Here is a 19524-nt window from a genome sequence, read left to right as displayed (position 1 = left end):
ATAAAGGCACAAATTTTGAATTATATTTGACAAATCAAATTATTATATTTCTTTGATTTAAGAAGTGACCAAAATTAAAGAATTTTTATCAAAAACAGCGGTTCTTTGTCTGTTCAAAATAAATTTAAAAGAAAACTAAAATTAAAGAAGCTATCAAAAAAGTAAAGAAAATAATATCTAGAACCCTAATTGGGTTGATTTTACTTTTGTTAGCATTAGCTATTACATTATCACTTCCTGTAGTTCAAACTCAGATTGCCAACTATCTGACCAATTCTTTAAACGAAGATTTTAAAGTAAATATTAGTGTAGAAAAAACGGCGATCAACATTTTTGGTGGTGTTAAATTGAAAAATGTGATGATTTTAGATCATCATAAAAAAACTTTAATTTATTCGGATATCATTACTACAGATATTGCCAGCTTCACCAGACTGCTGGACGGCGATTTGATTTTTGGCGATTTACGTTTGACAGGTTTAATTTTTAATCTGAAAACGTATAAAGGCGAAGACGAAAATAATATCAATAAGTTTATAAAAGCCTTTGAGGTTAAAAATACTCCGAAGAAAAAATCAACAAAACATTTCCTTTTAACTGCAAAAAATGCTTACATCGAAAAGGGAAGATTTTCTGTTGTAGATGAAAATAAAACAACGCCTTTATTTTTAGATTTTACCAAACTAAATGCTTATATAAGTGATTTTAAATTGTATGGACCAGATGTAACTACTAGGATTCATCGATTTTCATTTATGGATCACCGCGGTTTGTATGTTTCTAATTTTGCAGGGAAATTTGCGTATAGCAAAAAACAGATTAAGGTTGAAAATTTAGCAATTACAACCAAACGATCTTCAATTTACGGTTTAGCCATTTTAAATTATAAACCAGAAGATTTCATTGATTTTACAGACAAGGTCAAGTTTAATGTTGTAATAGATTCAGCATCGATTGCAACAAATGATATTCGTAATTTTTATGATGGCTTAGGTAAAAATCAGCATTTTAAACTAAAAACAAAATTAGATGGTCCGCTAAATAATTTAACACTTTCTAAATTAAAATTAAGCGATACAAACGGATCAAAAATTAACGGAACTATAAATTTCAAAAATCTTTTGGGCAGTAAAACTCAGAAGTTTTTTATGGACGGTAAATTTGATAAACTGCTTTCAAGTTATGATAATTTAGTGGTTTTGCTTCCAGAGGTTTTAGGTAAAAAACTTCCGAAAGAACTTAAAAGAATAGGAAAATTTAATATTGTCGGAAAAGCAAAAGTTTCTACAACAGCATTAGAAACAGATTTTAAAATGGCAACCGATCTCGGAAACGGTCAAGTCGATCTTCATATGAATAATATGGATTTTATTGATAAAGCTTCATATTCTGGAAATATTATCCTGACTAATTTTGATGTTGGTGCGGTTCTAGCCCGAAAAGATATCGGAAGAACAACGCTGAATCTGGATGTGGATGGAGTTGGTTTTACAGAAAAGTATTTAAATACTATTATAAAAGGAGATATTTCGAAATTAGATTATAACAAATACACGTATAATAATATAGTAGTAAATGGAAATTTTAAACTGCCGTATTATAAAGGTCAAATTGCGATAAATGATCCGAATCTGAATTTAAATTTTGATGGTTTATTAGACTTAAGTAAAAAAGAAAATCGTTATGATTTTCATATTAATGTTGAGAATTCAGATTTAAGAAAACTGAGATTTATCAACGACTCAATTTCTCGTTTCAAGGGAGATGTTGTGGTTCAGGTAACGGGAAATTCGATAGAAAACCTTCAAGGGAACATTTTTATAAAAGATGCTGAATATCAAAATCCAAAATCCAATTATGTTTTTGAAGATTTAACGATCAATTCCAATTTTGACGCAGACAGACTAAGAACTATTACAATTAGTTCAAATGATGTTGTAGACGGAAAAATTGTTGGAAAATTTAGATTTGACCAATTGGATAAATTGGTAATGAATTCCGTTGGAAGTTTATATACCAACTATAAACCTTATAAAGTTAGAAAAGGCCAGTTTTTGCGCTTTAATTTCCGTGTATACGATAAAGTGGTAGAAATGCTTTATCCAGACATTAATATCGATTCGTCTACAGTTGTTCGAGGAAAAATCGATTCAGATTTACAGGAATTTAAATTCCGTTTTAGATCACAAAAAATTACGGCCGCTAAAAATACATTTGATAACATTCGAATTAATATCGATAATAAAAATACGCTTTACAATGCATACATCGAGTTAGATAGTATCAAAACGCCTTATTATAAGATTCGTGATTTTAATTTGATTAATGTTACATCAAAAGATACGCTCTTTGTACGTTCTGAATTTAAAGGCGGTAATGCAGGTGAAGATTACTTCAATCTCGATTTGTATCATACTATTGACAAGAATAAAAACAATATTGTCGGAATCAAGAAATCAGAGATGAAGTTTAAAGACTATATATGGTATTTAAACGAAGATTCTGAGAAAGATAATCAAATTGTTTTTGATCAGTATTTTAAAAACTTTACGATCGATAATATTATTTTATCGCATGAAAATCAGAAAATTGATTTAAATGGTGTCATTAAAGGAAGTGATTATAAAGATCTCGTCCTGAATTTTGAAGATGTTGACATTAATAAAATTACGCCTCTAAATTCCAAGTTTGTATTTAATGGAAATTTAAATGGAAACATAAATTATAAACAGAATAAGAATGTTTATCAGCCTACCGCGTCTATAAAAATAGATCATCTTGTTTTAAATAATACAGAGCTGGGAACACTTAATTTTGATATTTCTGGAGACGAAACTTTTAGGAAGTTTACGGTCAATTCGTCTATACAAAATGGTTTTACAGAATCATTTAGAGCCGGAGGAACTTTTGCAGTTGAGAACAAAGAAACGATATTGGACATGAACTTAAAACTGGAAGGTTTTAATCTTGCAACTTTAGGAACGGTTGGAGGGGATGTCCTGTCGAATGTGAGAGGTTCTGTTTCTGGAAATGCAGCTGTTGTAGGGAATTTGAAAAAACCAGAAATAAACGGACGATTGTATGTTGAAAAGGCAGGAATGACTGTGCCCTATCTAAATGTCGATTACGAATTAAGCGATCGAACAGTAATTGATTTGACAAATGAGAAATTTTTATTTAGAAATAATCAGCTGACGGATACTAAATATGGAACAAAAGGTTTGTTGAATGGAAGTATTGAGCATCATAATTTTGGAGATTGGAAATTAGATCTAAACATAACTTCCAAACGATTATTAGCGCTCGATACAAAAGATAGTGACGATGCTGCGTATTTTGGCACGGCTTTCATAAACGGATCGGCTAGTATAAGAGGTCCGGTAGAAAGTTTATTTATTAAGGTTGATGCCAAGTCTGAGAAAGGAACTGAAGTTAAGATACCTATTAATAATGTACAAAGTGTTGGAGAGAGCAGCTGGATTCATTTTGTGACGCCAAAAGAAAAATTTAACCTGGCAAACGGAATTGTTGAGAAAACCAGAAATTACAACGGACTTGAACTAGAGTTTGATTTTGATATTACGCCAGATGCCGAAGTAGAAGTTATACTCGACCGAAATTCTGGACATGGTATGAAAGGAAAAGGATATGGGTCGCTTTTATTTAAAATTAATACGCTGGGTAAATTTAATATGTGGGGAGATTTCCAGGCATACGAAGGAACTTATAATTTTAAATACGGCGGACTTATCGATAAAAAATTTGCTGTTAAAAAGGGAGGTTCTATTATTTGGGAAGGAAACCCGATGCGTGCTCAGCTGAATTTAGAAGCAGTTTATAAAACTCAGGCCAATCCTGCTGTACTTTTAGATAATACTTCTTCGTTCAACAAAAAAGTTCCTGTAGAAGTTGTAATTGGATTGAGAGGAGATTTGGCAAGTCCAGAACCCAATTTTGATATTCAGTTTCCATCTGTAAGTAATGTGTTGAAATCGGAGATACAATATAAGTTAGACGATAAAGATATTCGTCAGACACAGGCGTTATATTTATTATCTACAGGTTCGTTTATGAGTACAGACGGTTTTAGCCAAGGAGATTTCTCGGGTACTTTAACAGAAACTGCATCTAGTTTATTAGGCGGAATTATAAAATCAGATAATGATAAAGTCAACATAGACTTAAACTATATTGCTGCCGATAGAAGAATGGGGCAGGAAGTAGATGGCCAGTTTGTGGCGAATATATCTTCTCAGGTTAACGAAAGAATTACAATCAATGGTAAATTGGGAGTTCCTGTTGGAGGTGTAAATGAATCTGCCATCGTAGGAGATATTGAAATTCTTTATCGTGTTAATGAAGACGGTACAATGAATCTTCGTTTATTCAATAAAGAAAATGATATTAATTATATCGGGCAGGGAATTGGTTATACACAAGGAGTAGGTATTTCTTATGAAGTCGATTTTGATACTTTTAGTGAATTAGTCAATAAGCTGTTTAAGAATCATAAAATTGAAAAAGCTGTAAAAGGTTCGTCAGACGATCTTCAAGATTCTTATTTAAATCCTGATTACGTGAACTTCACCAGTAAAAAGGATGCGGAAAAAAATAAAAAGAAAGCGGAGAAAGAAGAAGAGAAAAAGAAAAAGGAGGAAGAAAAGAAGAAAAAACAAGAACCAGTTAATAATCAAGGTTTAATTCCAGATAACGATTATTAACAGTTTGTTAAAAATATACATTTATAAACCATTATACTTATAATGGTTTTTTTTGTGCTAAATTTAGGGCCTCTATTCGAATTTTTCATGTGAGAGAGAAATTCCGATTTTTATAACACTTCATTTAGGTATTGTTAATTTTGACGATTTAATTAAAAAAATAGCGATTTATTATTTTAAATGAAATTTTTACCTATAAAAAACTTATTAACGAAAACGTTTGAATTTAACATATTTTATTAATTTATAATAATCATAACCTAATAAGTGCTGAATGTTTGCTAATTTTACACTTTAATACTTAAATAATGCCAAAAACAATAAAAAAAGTAGGTGTTCTTACCTCAGGAGGAGATTCACCTGGAATGAATGCTGCAATTAGATCAGTTGTTCGAACTTGCGCATATCATAATATAGAATGCATCGGAATTTATAGAGGGTATCAAGGAATGATTGAAGGAGACTTCAAAGAAATGGGACCTCGTAGTGTAAATAATATTGTAAACAAAGGTGGAACGATCTTAAAATCGGCTCGTTCAGTTGAGTTTAGAACCCCTGAAGGTAGAAAAAAAGCACACGAAAACCTTGTAAAAGCAGGAATTGATGCTTTGGTAGTTATTGGTGGAGATGGAAGTTTTACTGGAGGTTTGATTTTTAATTCAGAATATAATTTCCCAGTTATGGGAATTCCAGGTACAATTGATAATGATATTTATGGTACAAGTTTTACTCTAGGGTACGATACTGCTTTAAATACTGTTGTAGATTGTATTGATAAAATTAGAGATACAGCAAGTTCACATAACCGTTTATTCTTTGTAGAGGTTATGGGTAGAGATGCTGGTCACATTGCACTTAATGCAGGTATTGGAGCTGGTGCAGAAGAAATTCTTATTCCTGAAGAAGATTTAGGTCTTGATAGATTATTAGATTCACTTCAAAAAAGTAAAGCTTCAGGGAAATCATCAAGTATAGTTGTTATTGCCGAAGGAGATAAAATTGGTAAAAATGTATTCGAATTAAAAGATTATGTTGAAGCTAATTTACCTGAGTACGATGTACGTGTTTCTGTTTTAGGACACATGCAGCGTGGTGGTTCTCCATCTTGTTTCGACCGTGTATTGGCGAGTCGTTTGGGTGTAAAAGCAGTAGAGTCTTTAATTGAAGGAAAATCAAATTATATGGTTGGACTTAAAGAAGATAAAGTGATTTTAACGCCGCTTGAGCAGGCAATTAAAGGAAAATCTGAAATCGACAGAGAATTATTAAGAGTGTCTGACATCATGTCAACATAACCTAATATAAAAGTTTAAAAAGAAGAGAAGTTTATTGTGAGGAAATTAGACTTTGAAATAGTGTAATAAAAACAAAAGCAAAAATTTAGTAAAATGTCAAAAGTAAAATTAGGAATAAACGGATTTGGACGTATCGGAAGAATCGTTTTTAGAGAGTCTTTCAATAGAGATAATGTAGAAGTTGTTGCAATCAACGATTTATTAGATGTTGATCACTTAGCTTATTTATTAAAATATGATTCAGTTCACGGTCGTTTCGACGGAACTGTAGAAGTTAAAGAAGGAAAACTTTATGTAAACGGAAGAAATATCCGTATCACTGCAGAAAGAAATCCAGCTGATTTAAAATGGAACGAAGTTGATGTAGATGTTGTTGCTGAATGTACTGGTATCTTCACAACTATCGAAACTGCAAGTGAGCACTTAAAAGGTGGTGCTAAGAAAGTTATCATTTCTGCTCCTTCTGCTGATGCTCCAATGTTTGTAATGGGAGTGAACCACGAAACTGCAAAAGCTTCTGATTTAGTTGTTTCTAACGCATCTTGTACTACAAACTGTTTAGCTCCATTAGCTAAAGTTATCCACGATAATTTCGAAATCGTTGAAGGTTTAATGACTACTGTTCACGCAACTACTTCAACTCAAATGACTGCTGACGGACCTTCTAGAAAAGACTGGAGAGGTGGACGTGCAGCTGCAATCAATATCATTCCTTCTTCAACAGGTGCTGCAAAAGCGGTTGGAAAAGTTATCCCTTCTTTGAATGGAAAATTAACTGGAATGTCTTTCCGTGTTCCTACTGCTGACGTTTCTGTAGTAGATTTAACTGTGAAAGTAGCTAAAGAAACTACTTACGAAGAAATCTTAGCTGTATTGAAAAAAGCTTCTGAAAACGAATTGAAAGGTATCTTAGGATATACTGAAGATGCTGTTGTTTCTCAAGACTTTATTTCAGATAAAAGAACTTCAATCGTTGATGCTACTGCAGGTATCGGTTTAAATTCAACTTTCTTCAAATTAGTTTCTTGGTATGACAATGAGTACGGATACTCAAGCAAATTAATTGATTTATCTGTACATATTGCAGGTTTAAAATAATAATATATATTTTTGCAAAATCCCGTTAGTCAAATAACGGGATTTTCTTATTTTGTTACCTCTATAATTAATGTAAAAAGTACACTTTTAAGTTGAGAATAGGGAAGACCTAATCCAAAAACAAAAAAAAATGAAATTAATAGTTGATAGTGGATCTACTAAAGCCGATTGGATTGCAATTGATGATAATGGAAAAGTATTATTCACGACACAAACCTTAGGATTAAATCCTGAAATTCTTGACGGTCCAGAAATTATTGAAAGATTAAACGATCGTTTTGATATTTTACAAAACAAAAAAAATGCTACTCATTTATTCTTTTACGGTGCCGGATGTGGTACTGATAGAATGAAAACAGCACTATCACAAATTTTCCAAGAGTATTTTGTTAACGCTATTGTTGATGTTCAAGAAGATACTTACGCAGCCGTTTATGCAACAACTCCAAAAGGACAAGAAGCAATCGTTTCTATTTTAGGAACAGGATCTAACTGCAGCTATTTTGATGGTAAAGTATTGCATCAAAAAGTACAATCATTAGGATACATTGTTATGGATGATTGCAGCGGAAATGTTTTCGGAAAAGAATTAATTAGAAAATACTATTTTAATAAAATGCCTAAAGAACTGGCTGTTGAACTTGAAAAAGAGTACGACGTTGATCCAGATTTTATTAAAAATAAATTATATAAAGAACCAAATCCAAATGCTTACTTAGCAACCTATGCGAAGTTTTTAATTAAGCACAAAGACACTGAGTTCTGCAGAAAAATTATCTTTAAAGGAATGAAATCTTTCGTTAAGAATTACATTAAACAATTCGATAACTGTAAAGAAGTTCCAGTTCATTTTGTAGGTTCTATTGCATTTTATTTGAAAGATGAATTACAAGAAACATTCAATAAATATGAACTACAATTAGGGAATGTTTTAAGAAGACCTATTGATGGATTAATTGCGTACCATGTTGCTAATCAATAGTTCTGGTTTTATGGAAATTGCCATTATTGCTCATGATGGAAAAAAAGCTGATTTAATTGATTTTTTAATCAAAAATGAAGCTGTTTTGCATAATGAAAAGATAAGGCTGATTGGTACAGGAACTACGGGAGGAAAAGCCGAAGCTGCTGGTTTTAAAACTCAGAGAATGCTTTCTGGTCCGCTGGGCGGAGATGCTCAGATTGCGGGAAGAGTAGCGGAAGGAATAACGCAGATGGTTTTCTTTTTTAAAGATCCTTTGTCAAGTCATCCACACGAAGCAGATATCAATATGTTGATTCGTGTTTGTGATGTACATAATGTGCCGCTGGCAACAAATGAAGCAACGGCACAATTATTATTAGATGCTATTGCACAGCAATTATAGAAATCTCAACATTTACATTTTTTGGCAGACAAGCCACTTGAACCGTTTCACGAGCTGGAGCGGTTTTTTCGTTAAAATAAGAACCATAAACGGTGTTTATAGCGCCAAAGTTATTCATGTCCATAATGAAAATAGTAGACTTCACTACATTTTCAAAAGTCATACCTGCTGCTTCCAAAATAGCTGCAATGTTCTGCATAACCTGATTGGTTTCGTCATTAATGTTAGCTGTAATCAATTCTCCTGATTCAGGATTGATTGCAATCTGCCCAGAAGCATAAAGCGTGTTTCCAGATAAAACGGCTTGATTATAAGGTCCGATTGGAGCCGGAGCTTTCTCGGTAAAGATGATCTTTTTCATAATAAAATTATTTTGATTCGAAAGTAGTTTATCTATTAGAAACGCTTCGTTTGTTCCATTTAATATCACTAAGCATACCAGATTTAATTCCGATGAAGAAATTCCAGTTAGAGTTTGTTCCAAGAGGCTGCCAGTTAAATGCCATTCTCCAGCTTAATAAATCTCTTTCAAAACGGAATTGCGTAAAAGTAACCCCTTTTTGTACGAAATCGTAACCAGTAGAAACCCCGCCTTTCCATTTTGGCGTAATATCTGTGTTAATCGAAATCATAATAGAGTTTCCTGAAATTTCATTTTGCCTGTTGGTATTTGAATACGTTAATGAGTAGGCTAAAGTCATATCCCATGGAATTTTCGAATTAAAGAATTCCGTAATTACATCCTCTTTTTCAGGTTCATTAGCAAACTGACTGTTCCTGCTGTCATTTAAATCTGTATTCGTACCAAATAAGTCATCACTTCGTCCTCCATTCCGCTGACTCTGAGTATTTTTTTCTTTGCCGGTTCCTTTGTTCGAAAAGGAATAATTAACCGTTAAATTGGCACTTGTAAGTCTAAATAAACTTCCGCCATTGTCAATATTGAACTTGTCGATTTTTTGGTTACCGCTGTCCAGTGCATACGGATCAAGTGTTGCACCAAAATTCATATTCATTTTATTGTCAAAAAACTGTGTTCCACCGCTTACTAAAACAGGCTGCCAGCCGAAAGTAGTTTTTCCATCAGCATCAAAATTATAACTTGTGCTGAAGTTTAAATTGTTTAGCAGCATTATTTTTTTAGGTTCTGTTTTTGTGCTGTCTCGGTCTCTTACTTTGGCTTCAAAAGTATTACTCAAAGCAAAACCAACTATGTTTGAATTGTCTTTTCCAGGCTGTCCAAAAAGACCGTTTTCAAATCTTGTATATTCAGAAGTAATTCTTCCGGTAGCATCAACCGCATATGTGTCGTAATAACGTTCAAAACTTGGTGTGTAAGCATAAGTAATGCTCGGACGCATTACGTGTCGAATCGATTGAATTCTTTTGTCATCGCCAAAATTGAAAGTTCCGTAAATAGTAGTTCCTAAATTGGTGCTGAAATTATAAGTTCTAAAAGAGTCAAAACCATTTACAGTTGTATTAACTGCTTTTCCTTCAGCCGAATCGTAATTTTTGGATACGGTTTTATTAACCCACGTTTCTTGATAAGTCGTTGAAGCTCCCGCACTAAAATATTTAAAAATTTTAAAGTTGGTACTAAGCGGAATGGTATGCTGCATTCCTAACTGAGCATCGTTAAACATCTGCGGCTTAAAAAACAAAGAATCTTTTGTTTTAAAGTAGTTTTTACCGCTTACACTGTATTGTAAGTTAATGTTTTTAATTAAGCCCTTTTTAACGCCGTCTTTTCCAACAAAAGGGTATACACGGTCAATACTTCCCTGTAAGGAAGGAAGAGTCATGATAATGTCTTCTGTTTGCGTATTTTGCTGATGCGTTGCAGACAACGAAATACGAGAACCGGGAATAGTGTTAAAAGTTTTATTGTAAGATATCGACGAACTTAATGTGTTGTTCAAATTCGATCCAATATTCGCCTGGTTAATCGATTGTTTAAAGTACTTACTGCTACCCATGTTAACCGATGCAGAAAAGGTTGAATTAGGATTCGATTTAGTATCTTTAGAATGAGACCACTGAATATTATAAATACCTTGTTTGCTGTAGTCAGGATAGCCGCGTTCGCTACTAATCAAATTCTCAAAACGAACATTTATATTTCCTCGATACTTATATCTTTTGGCATACGATGATTCAAATCGCATGGCATAACTTCCGTTGGTGTAATAATCTCCAAGTACCGTAAGGTCATAATTGTCGCTAAGAGCAAAATAATAACCCATATTTTGCAAAGAGAAACCTCTTGTGTTAGAGTCATTATAACTTGGAATGATAATACCAGAAACACTTTTTTCTTGACTCATCGGGAAATAAGCAAAAGGCAGTGCAAGTGGGGTAGGGACATCAGCGATTACCATGTTGGTCAAACCAGTAATTACTTTTTTTCCTGGAATAAATTTTACTTTATTGGTCTGGAAATAATACTCTGGATTGTCAACATCTGTAGAAGTTGTAAAACGGGCGCCTTTTAAGAAGTAAACAGAATCATTTTCTTTTTTAGTAACAGCAGCTTTGATTTTAAATTCGCCTTGTTCAGTTCTCGAATTGTAAATTAAAGCTTTTTTGGTTTTGAAGTTAAAACGAATAGAATCTGGCTGTACTTCGCTTCCCCCTTGTTTGAAATTTGGATATTGAGTCAAAACACCAGCAGAGTCTTTAATTCTTCCAGCGTAAACTTCATCTTTTTCATAATTAAGAACAATTATACCAGATTTTAATTCAACATCTTTATAGTATAATTCAGCTTCATTATACAAAGTAATAAGCTTTTTCTTTTGATCTATCTTAGCGTAATCTTTTGCTTTGTATCTTACTTTTCCATCCAAAAAAGTCTTTTTGGGTTTAACAGTATCAAGCTTTATAGTATCTGTAATTGCAGGAGCTTCTTTATCTGTTTGTTTTACAGCAGGTAAAGGCTTTTTTTTATTTTTTATTTCTTGCGAATATAAATTACCACAACCTATAGTTAGGAAAAATGATATTAAAACGATATTAAATAAGTTTGTATGCAAAGGTTTAAATGCTATTTTTGTAAAATTATGGCTTGTTTTTTGACATGTCAAACTTACATATAATTTTTTGGCAAAAATAATCAATTCTAAAAATTATAACAGCTGCGTTTTATTAAAATTAACTTTTAGATTTATGAATAGAATTAACAAATTTAAGGTAATATTTACTTTATTTCTAACAATACTGTCTTTTTATGCTCATAGTCAGTCAAATGTGTTTAAGGTGACTTTGGATGCCGGACATGGAGATCATGACTTTGGAGCAGTTTATAGTGGGAGAATTGAAAAAAATATTGCTTTAGCTATTGTGTTAAAAGTGGGCAAGATTTTAGAACTTAATCCTAATGTAAATGTAATTTATACTCGTAAAACAGATGTTTTTATAGATTTGGTCGAAAGAGCCAATATTGCCAATAGAGCCAATTCAAATATTTTTGTTTCTATTCACTGTAATGCCAATAAAAATACGGCAGCCGATGGAACCGAAACTTATGTAATGGGTTTGAGTAAAGTTGCCTCTAATCTTGAAGCGGCGAAAAAAGAGAACTCTGTAATTACATTAGAAAAAGATTATAAACGTAAGTACGAAGGATATGATCCTAATTCTCCAGAATCAATGATTGGTATGACTTTGATGCAGGAAGAATATTTGGATAATAGTATTTCCTTAGCGAGTAAAATTGAAGAAAACTTTGAAAAATTAGGTAAAAAACTTCGTCATGGCGGTGTAAAACAAGCGCCATTTATGGTACTTCATAAAGCTTATATGCCAAGAGTTTTAGTTGAAACTGGTTTCGTTTCAAATCCGACCGAAGGAAATATTTTAAATTCAGAAGAAGGGCAGGATGATATTGCAAGAGCAATTGCAGAAGCTATCTTAAGCTATAAAAGAGAATATTTTGGTTCTGGAGCACCAGAAGCAGCTGAGAGTCGGCCCATAAGAGATACTACTCCAGCAAAACCAAAAGCAACGGCGCAGGTTGCAGCGGTAAAAAATGCTCCTAAAGGAACATTCTTTAAAGTACAGCTTATTGCCAGTATTAAGAAAACACCTTTAGAACCTAAAAATTTTAAAGGTCTTAAAAATGTAACTATGATCTACGAAAATAATATTTATAAATATTTCTACGAAGAAACTTCAAGTTACGAAACAGCGCAAAAATACTTGCAAGAAGCTAAAAATAAAGGATATGGCGCAGCATTTTTAGTAGCAACTAAAGATGGAGAAAAAATCAGTATTCAGGACGCAATTAAATAATAAGCGTAAGTTCGAATATTTATATTAATTTTGTATAAACACTTAGAATTTTGAAACTAACAAGAGAAATTAAAACGGCTATATTAGTCATCGCATCGATTTTATTATTTATTTGGGGTTATAGTTTTTTAAAAGGCAGAGATCTTTTTACAAATTATAAAGTATTATATGCTGAATATGATAACGTTGAAGATCTATCACCATCAGCTCCAGTAACACTTAACGGACTTGCTGTTGGTAAAGTAAATAAAATTACTATTGATGAAGTAACAGGTAAATTATTAGTTGAGCTTCAGCTTAAAACTGATTTTCCAGTTTCGAAATCAAGCGTAGCTGCAATTTATTCTCCAAGTTTAATTGGAGGTAAACAAATTAAGATTGTTCCAAATTTTGCTGATAAAGAATTAGCAGAAGATGGGCAGAAACTAACTTCTACTGTAGAGCTTGGATTGACGGAATCTTTAGGCGGAAAAATTGAACCAATTCAGCAAAAACTAGATAAAATGCTGGTTAATATCGATGTTCTAGTTACAGGTTTAAACAATACTTTAGATAAAACTACACAAGAAAACCTAAAGAAAACAATTGCTGAGTTAAGCCAGACTATGGAGCAGTTTCATAGAGCTTCTGGAAGCCTTAACAATATTTTGGATACCAATAAAGGCCAAATTAGCAGCGTTGTGACAAACTTGAATAAAATGTCAGGTAACTTTAACAAAATATCAGACTCTTTAAACAAAGCAGATTTAGGAAAAACAGTACGTAATCTTAATCAGGCTTTGGCAAAAGTTGATGGTTTAATGAATAATTTAAACTCTGGTAAAGGCACAGCTGGTAAATTATTGAATGACGATGCATTGTATAACAACTTGGCTAAAACTTCAAAAGAGCTTGAATTGTTGTTGCAAGATGTACGTCTTTACCCAACTCGTTATGTAAATGTTTCTCTTTTCGGAAAGAAAAATAAACCATACGTAGCACCAGCAGAAGAAACAAATTCAACTGATAAAAAATAATTATAAATGAGTTATTTAGATAATATTTTATTCGCGATACTTCTTATAGTAGGTTTCGGTTTTTTTGCAGCGAGCGTAAAAAAAATCATCCGAAATATTAATTTGGGAGTTGATATAGATCGAAAAGATAATCCTAAAGCTCGTTGGAAAAACATGGCATTGATTGCTCTTGGGCAGTCAAAAATGGTGAGACGCCCTGTAGCAGGAATACTTCATATCTTTGTATATGTTGGTTTCATAATAATTAATATCGAATTATTAGAAATCATTATAGATGGACTTTTTGGGACACATAGAATTTTTGCACCATATTTGGGTGTTGTTTATGATGTTTTAATTGCTTCATTCGAAATATTGGCAATATTGGTAATTTTTGCTGTCACAGTTTTCTGGATCAGAAGAAATTTTATCAGATTGAAACGTTTTATACATTCAGATTTAACTGGATTTCCAAAAAGCGATGCCAATTACATTCTGTATTTTGAGACCGTTTTAATGATTTTGTTTTTATTAATGAATGCTGCCGATTTGCATTTACAAAATGTTCCAGGCGGTTATTCACATTTTCATAAAGCAGGAAGTTATCCAATAAGTCAGTTTATTGCACCAATTTTTAATGGTTCGTCTAATGAATTGGTAGGTCTTTTATTCGAAGTTTTCTGGTGGCTGCACATTGCTGGTATTTTAGTTTTTATGAACTATTTATACTTCTCAAAGCATTTACACATTCTTTTAGCTTTTCCAAATACCTATTTTGCAAACTTGAAACCAGAAGGTCAGTTTGATAATTTAGAATCGGTTACAAAAGAGGTTAAATTAATGATGGATCCAAATGCAGATCCGTTTGCTGCTGCACCGCCTGCTGATGAGAATGCTGCTTCGGCTAAATTTGGAGCAAGTGATGTTCAGGATTTAAACTGGGTTCAGTTGTTAAACGCTTATACTTGTACAGAATGCGGACGTTGTACTTCTTCTTGCCCTGCAAATCAAACAGGTAAAAAATTGTCTCCTCGTAAAATTATGATGGATACAAGAGATCGTTTAACTGAAGTTGGTAAAAATATAGATGCTAACAAAGGTGTTTTTGTTCCAGATAACAAGACACTTTTAAATGATTATATTACTCCAGAAGAATTATGGGCTTGTACATCTTGTAACGCATGTGTGGAAGAATGTCCAGTAAACATAAGTCCGTTGTCTATTATTATGGATATGCGTCGTTATTTGGTGATGGAGCAGAGTGCTGCGCCAATGTCATTGAATGCGATGATGACCAATATAGAAAATAACGGTGCACCTTGGCAGTACAGTCAGCAAGACCGATTAAATTGGAAAAACGAGAATTAGAATGTATTGTTTAAACGGTTAATTGTTTTAACTGTTTATCAATTTTAAAATATTTGAGGTTTTTAGTAGGTTATAGTAAAGAGTACGATTAACCAAATAAACGATTAACCGATTTAACAACAAAATAAGATGTCAGAAAGTTTAGTAGTGCCAACAATGGCAGAGATGCTTGCCGAAGGAAAACAGCCAGAAGTTTTGTTTTGGGTGGGTTGTGCAGGAAGTTTTGATGATAGAGCAAAAAAAATTACTAAAGCGTTTGTACGAATTTTAAATCGTACCAATGTTTCTTTTGCGGTTTTGGGTACAGAAGAAAGCTGTACTGGTGATCCTGCAAAAAGAGCTGGAAACGAATTTTTGTTTCAAATGCAGGCCATGATGAATATTGAGGTTTTGAACGCCTACGAAGCAAAAAAAATTGTTACTGCTTGCCCGCATTGTTTTAATACTTTAAAAAATGAATACCCAGAATTAGGAGGTACTTACGAGGTAATTCATCATACAGAATTTTTGAAATCATTAATTGATGATGGAAGATTAACTGTTGAAGGCGGACAATTTAAAGGAAAAAAAATAACTTTTCATGATCCTTGTTATTTAGGAAGAGCTAATAAAGTTTACGAAGCACCAAGAGATTTAATTCAGAAATTAGATGTTGAATTGGTCGAAATGAAGCGTTCTAAATCAAATGGTTTATGTTGTGGAGCAGGTGGTGCTCAAATGTTTAAAGATGCCGAACCTGGAAATAAGGAAGTAAACGTGCTTCGTACAGAAGATGCTTTAGAAGTACAGCCTGATATTATTGCAGCAGGGTGTCCGTTCTGTAATACGATGTTAACAGACGGAATTAAACATGCACATAAAGAGGGCGAGTTAAAAGTAATGGACGTTGCGGAGTTAATTGCTAATGCGCAGGATTTGTAAAAATGGGTCTAAGATTCTAAGGTGCTAAGATGCTAAGTTTTTAACTGAACATGAAACCTTAAACCTTAAACCTTAAACTTGAATCTTAAATCTTGAAACAAATCTAAAATCAACAATCTAAAATCTAAAATTAAAATGTATATACCTTTTGAAAATTTACCTGGTGAATCCAGAGTTTGGATTTATCAATCGAACAGAAAATTTTCTGAGGAAGAGTTTTCTGAAATCGAAACAGACTTAAAAGCTTTTGTGGAACAATGGGCCGCACACGGAACAAGTCTTGAAGCTTCTTTTTTACTAAAATACAATCGATTTATCATATTGGCTGTTAATCAAGATGTGCAGGCTGCGACGGGTTGTTCTATCGATAGTTCGGTAGAATTTATCCAAAGTTTGGAGAAAAAATATAATGTTGATTTGTTAGATAAAATGAACGTTACTTTTAAACTTGGAGAACATATTGCACATAAACCATTGATCGACTTTAAGAAGATGGTAAAAGATAAATCGGTTTCTGAGAATACGATTGTTTTTAATAATCTGGTTAACAATATCGAAGAGTTCAACGAATCTTGGGAAGTTCCTGCTGCCGACAGCTGGCATAGCAGATTTTTCTAAAAAGAAATTTTATAAGATTTGAAAAGGCATGAAACTTTGGTTTTGTGCCTTTTTTTTATTTCAGTAGTTTAAATTGTTTCAAGTTTAAGGTTTCAATTTTTGCTAAAACTTACGGATTAACCATTGTCAAGGTTTTGAACTTTGACAAAGATTGTCATACTGCACTTCTTATGAAAACCAAAACGTCTATTCTAGCCCCGATGGAAGTGATATCCTTTTTCTTGCTTCTTTAGCAAGGAAAAGATTTAACGGACAGCGGGACTACTGGTCTTTTTTGCAGATATTGTGGTGCTGCTAAAAATATTTATTAACTAGAATTAATCTAATTTTGTCAAAAATCTAACAATTTAAAAGCTTAATTGAACGCTATTTTTGAGTAATTTCGTAGAATTAAATTTAATCCATGAAAATAGCAATTGTTTGTTATCCTACTTTTGGAGGTAGTGGTGTAGTAGCCACAGAGTTAGGTCTCGAATTAGCCAGAAGAGGACACGAAATACATTTTATCACATACAGTCAGCCGGTAAGACTGGCACTTTTAAATCCGAATGTCCATTATCACGAAGTAAATGTTCCGGAATATCCATTGTTTCATTATCAGCCGTACGAATTAGCCTTGTCAAGTAAATTGGTTGACATGGTGAAGTTGTACAAAATTGAACTTCTTCACGTGCATTATGCTATCCCTCACGCGTATGCGGGTTATATGGCAAAACAAATGCTTAAAAATGAGGGAATTAATCTTCCTATGATTACTACGCTTCACGGAACAGATATTACTTTGGTTGGAAATCATCCTTTTTATAAACCTGCCGTAACTTTTAGCATTAATAAATCGGATTATGTGACTTCGGTTTCGCAGAGTTTGAAAGATGATACTTTGAAATTATTTAAGATTAAGAATAAAATTAAAGTAATTCCGAATTTTATTGAATTGGATAAGGTTAAAAAAGATCCAACTGCGCCATGTCATCGTTATGTTATGGCAAATGAAAACGAGAGAATTATTACGCATATCAGTAACTTTAGAAAGGTAAAACGTATTCCGGATATTATTAAGATATTTTATAGTATCCAAAAAGAAATTCCAGCTAAGTTAATGATGGTGGGTGACGGACCTGAGAAAGAAAAAGCAGAGATTTTATGTCAGGAGTTGGGAATTTTAGACAAAGTTATTTTCTTTGGAAACAGCCACGAAATTGATAAAATTTTGTGCATGACAGACTTATTTCTGCTTCCTTCAGAAACAGAAAGCTTTGGTTTGGCTGCTTTGGAAGCAATGGCTTGCGGCGTACCAGTAATCTCTAGTAATTCTGGAGGTTTGCCTGAGGTAAATTTTGATGGTTTTTCTGGATATTTAAGCAACGTTGGAAATGTTGAAGAAATGGCCGAAAATGCTCTTAAAATTTTAAGAGATGATGCGGTATTGAGTCAGTTTAAGGCAAATGCGCTGGAAGTGGCAAGAAAATTTGATATTAAAAACATTCTGCCTAAGTATGAGGCTTTGTACCAAAAAGCTGTTGATGATTATAAATATGAAAAGCATTAATTTTAAAAAAGATAAATGAAAAAAGTAATTTCTGTTTTAGCAATTTTTGTTTTGGTTTCGTGCGGTGTTAAGAAAGTTGAAAATTCAAATGCTTTGTACGAAGTTTTGACAAAGCAGTCTGACGGCGGCGGTAATATTAAGTTTTTTGAGATCTTGACCGAACCAAATGAGATTAAGATGCTTGAAAACGATCCGCTTTTGGCTGATAAAATGAAGGATCCAAATGTTCATGATTATAACTATGTGATCTTGAATATGGGGGAGAAAAACACAAGCGGTTATTCTATAGACGTTGAAAAGGTCGAAGAAACAGATAAGAATATCATTATTACTGTAAAAGAAAACAGCCCGGCGCAGGATGCAATGACAATGCAGGTGATTTCGTATCCTTACACTGTGGTGAAAATTCACTCTAAGAAAGAGATTATTATTAAGTAATTAGTTTTTTAGTTCTTGGTTCATAGTTCATAGTTCATAGTTCATAGTTCATAGTTCTTAGTTCTTAGTGATTAGTACTAGAGTTTGGTACTTAAACTTTAGTACTTATTCTTTGATTTTGTTATTTTAAGTTAAGTGTTATCCTGAGTGAAGTCGAAGGTTTAAGATGTAGAAAGGGCTTCTAGTTCGCTTACCCTGACAAAAACTTTAATCAATAAAAAAAACCTGTCGTTTTAAACGACAGGTTTCTTCTTACAATTATTTTTTAATTTTTATTTTAGAATCTGAATTTAACACCTAAACCAACGTCAAATCCAAAATTGTCATCATCATAGTATCCTGAACCAATTTCAGGTCTAGCATCTAATGATAATGTAATTGGCACTTCACTAAATCTATATTCGATACCAATATCTCCTGCTGCGAAAACATAAGTTCCGCTGTCATTATATCTGAAGTTATTATTGTAATAGTCATAATCCCAAGCAGCAACTCCACCACCGACACCAGCGTACCAGTTAAATCCTCCGTCGATGTTCCAAACCCATTGGTAAAGGGCAACTCCTTTGATAGCATCAACATCTCTGCTGTTTCTCCAGCCTAAATCAAATTCTAGTCTGTTTTTTTGGTTCAATCCTAATTGGTATGATACTTCTCCTCCGAAACCGTTATTGTCACCTAAACGTAACCCTAACGCATGTTTTGAAATTTCTTGTGATTGAGCCGTAAATGCTAATCCTAAAAGCATAAGGGCTGATAAAATGATCTTTTTCATAAAAATGGTTAATTAATTTTTTTCAAATGTATAATTACAGTTAGATACAGAACGTATAATATTTTTGAAAATTGTTATATAATTCA

The 19524-nt window shown here is 32.9% G+C and carries 15 protein-coding genes; 12 read left to right on the top strand and 3 right to left on the bottom strand.

Annotated elements, in window-relative coordinates; all coding sequences use genetic code 11:
- Positions 1-194: 194 nt before the first annotated feature.
- The 5 genes from ASE40_RS08420 to ASE40_RS08400 all read left to right on the top strand — a co-directional run bounded on the left by ASE40_RS08420 (position 195) and on the right by ASE40_RS08400 (position 8481).
- Positions 195-4721 (top strand): translocation/assembly module TamB domain-containing protein, encoded by a 4527-nt coding sequence (locus ASE40_RS08420; RefSeq protein WP_057116498.1) that lies wholly within the window; start codon positions 195-197, stop codon positions 4719-4721.
- A gap of 308 nt (positions 4722-5029) precedes the next feature.
- Positions 5030-6016: a 6-phosphofructokinase gene (gene pfkA / locus ASE40_RS08415; protein ID WP_057116497.1), complete on the top strand. Its 987-nt coding sequence runs from the start codon at positions 5030-5032 to the stop codon at positions 6014-6016.
- Between the two features lie 93 nt (positions 6017-6109).
- Positions 6110-7114, top strand: coding sequence for a type I glyceraldehyde-3-phosphate dehydrogenase (gap, locus tag ASE40_RS08410; protein ID WP_057116496.1), 1005 nt, complete (start codon positions 6110-6112; stop codon positions 7112-7114).
- A gap of 130 nt (positions 7115-7244) precedes the next feature.
- A complete protein-coding gene (locus tag ASE40_RS08405) occupies positions 7245-8096 on the top strand; it encodes an N-acetylglucosamine kinase (RefSeq protein WP_057116495.1) in 852 nt (283 codons plus the stop codon).
- A 10-nt stretch (positions 8097-8106) separates the two neighbouring features.
- Positions 8107-8481, top strand: a complete 375-nt coding sequence (locus ASE40_RS08400) for a methylglyoxal synthase (protein WP_044048067.1) — start codon at positions 8107-8109, stop codon at positions 8479-8481.
- On the opposite strand, the gene ASE40_RS08395 is transcribed toward ASE40_RS08400, so the two are convergent.
- Positions 8462-8842: a RidA family protein gene (locus ASE40_RS08395; RefSeq protein WP_057117004.1), complete on the bottom strand. Its 381-nt coding sequence runs from the start codon at positions 8840-8842 to the stop codon at positions 8462-8464. The two genes, ASE40_RS08400 and ASE40_RS08395, sit on opposite strands and share 20 nt — an antisense overlap.
- 28 nt (positions 8843-8870) lie before the next feature.
- Positions 8871-11567 (bottom strand): putative LPS assembly protein LptD, encoded by a 2697-nt coding sequence (locus ASE40_RS08390; RefSeq protein WP_057117003.1) that lies wholly within the window; start codon positions 11565-11567, stop codon positions 8871-8873.
- An 82-nt stretch (positions 11568-11649) separates the two neighbouring features.
- Here ASE40_RS08390 and ASE40_RS08385 point away from each other — a divergent pair, with 82 nt between their 5' ends.
- The 7 genes from ASE40_RS08385 (at position 11650) to ASE40_RS08355 (ending at position 18663) form a co-directional block, all read left to right on the top strand.
- Positions 11650-12774 carry an N-acetylmuramoyl-L-alanine amidase gene (locus ASE40_RS08385; RefSeq protein ID WP_057117002.1) on the top strand — a complete coding sequence of 375 codons (1125 nt, stop codon included), beginning with the start codon at positions 11650-11652 and terminating at the stop codon, positions 12772-12774.
- Positions 12775-12824: 50 nt separating this feature from the next.
- Complete coding sequence (locus ASE40_RS08380) at positions 12825-13790, top strand: MlaD family protein (protein WP_057116494.1); 966 nt, start codon at positions 12825-12827, stop codon at positions 13788-13790.
- Between the two features lie 6 nt (positions 13791-13796).
- Positions 13797-15137 (top strand): (Fe-S)-binding protein, encoded by a 1341-nt coding sequence (locus ASE40_RS08375; RefSeq protein ID WP_057116493.1) that lies wholly within the window; start codon positions 13797-13799, stop codon positions 15135-15137.
- Positions 15138-15266: 129 nt separating this feature from the next.
- Positions 15267-16058 (top strand): (Fe-S)-binding protein, encoded by a 792-nt coding sequence (locus ASE40_RS08370; protein WP_057116492.1) that lies wholly within the window; start codon positions 15267-15269, stop codon positions 16056-16058.
- Between the two features lie 135 nt (positions 16059-16193).
- Complete coding sequence (locus tag ASE40_RS08365) at positions 16194-16676, top strand: hypothetical protein (RefSeq protein ID WP_057116491.1); 483 nt, start codon at positions 16194-16196, stop codon at positions 16674-16676.
- A 403-nt stretch (positions 16677-17079) separates the two neighbouring features.
- Complete coding sequence (gene bshA, locus ASE40_RS08360) at positions 17080-18225, top strand: N-acetyl-alpha-D-glucosaminyl L-malate synthase BshA (protein ID WP_057116490.1); 1146 nt, start codon at positions 17080-17082, stop codon at positions 18223-18225.
- A 15-nt stretch (positions 18226-18240) separates the two neighbouring features.
- Positions 18241-18663, top strand: coding sequence for a protease complex subunit PrcB family protein (locus ASE40_RS08355; protein WP_057116489.1), 423 nt, complete (start codon positions 18241-18243; stop codon positions 18661-18663).
- A gap of 277 nt (positions 18664-18940) precedes the next feature.
- Here the strand turns inward: ASE40_RS08355 and ASE40_RS08350 are convergent, their stop codons facing one another.
- Positions 18941-19438: a hypothetical protein gene (locus ASE40_RS08350; protein ID WP_057116488.1), complete on the bottom strand. Its 498-nt coding sequence runs from the start codon at positions 19436-19438 to the stop codon at positions 18941-18943.
- Between the last annotated feature and the right edge of the window lie 86 nt (positions 19439-19524).

It is taken from the genome of Flavobacterium sp. Root935 (genome assembly GCF_001429295.1).
Lineage (GTDB): Bacteria > Bacteroidota > Bacteroidia > Flavobacteriales > Flavobacteriaceae > Flavobacterium.
This window is presented reverse-complemented; position numbering and strand designations above follow the sequence as displayed.

What these genes read in the sequence shown, in the direction of transcription:
- pfkA (WP_057116497.1), top strand. Translation starts at nt 5,030, where the DNA reads ATGCCAAAAACAATAAAAAAAGTAGGTGTTCTTACCTCAGGAGGAGAT.
- gap (WP_057116496.1), top strand. Translation starts at nt 6,110, where the DNA reads ATGTCAAAAGTAAAATTAGGAATAAACGGATTTGGACGTATCGGAAGA.
- ASE40_RS08405 (WP_057116495.1), top strand. Translation starts at nt 7,245, where the DNA reads ATGAAATTAATAGTTGATAGTGGATCTACTAAAGCCGATTGGATTGCA.
- ASE40_RS08400 (WP_044048067.1), top strand. Translation starts at nt 8,107, where the DNA reads ATGGAAATTGCCATTATTGCTCATGATGGAAAAAAAGCTGATTTAATT.
- ASE40_RS08395 (WP_057117004.1), bottom strand. Translation starts at nt 8,842, where the DNA reads ATGAAAAAGATCATCTTTACCGAGAAAGCTCCGGCTCCAATCGGACCT.
- ASE40_RS08385 (WP_057117002.1), top strand. Translation starts at nt 11,650, where the DNA reads ATGAATAGAATTAACAAATTTAAGGTAATATTTACTTTATTTCTAACA.
- ASE40_RS08375 (WP_057116493.1), top strand. Translation starts at nt 13,797, where the DNA reads ATGAGTTATTTAGATAATATTTTATTCGCGATACTTCTTATAGTAGGT.
- ASE40_RS08370 (WP_057116492.1), top strand. Translation starts at nt 15,267, where the DNA reads ATGTCAGAAAGTTTAGTAGTGCCAACAATGGCAGAGATGCTTGCCGAA.
- ASE40_RS08365 (WP_057116491.1), top strand. Translation starts at nt 16,194, where the DNA reads ATGTATATACCTTTTGAAAATTTACCTGGTGAATCCAGAGTTTGGATT.
- bshA (WP_057116490.1), top strand. Translation starts at nt 17,080, where the DNA reads ATGAAAATAGCAATTGTTTGTTATCCTACTTTTGGAGGTAGTGGTGTA.
- ASE40_RS08355 (WP_057116489.1), top strand. Translation starts at nt 18,241, where the DNA reads ATGAAAAAAGTAATTTCTGTTTTAGCAATTTTTGTTTTGGTTTCGTGC.
- ASE40_RS08350 (WP_057116488.1), bottom strand. Translation starts at nt 19,438, where the DNA reads ATGAAAAAGATCATTTTATCAGCCCTTATGCTTTTAGGATTAGCATTT.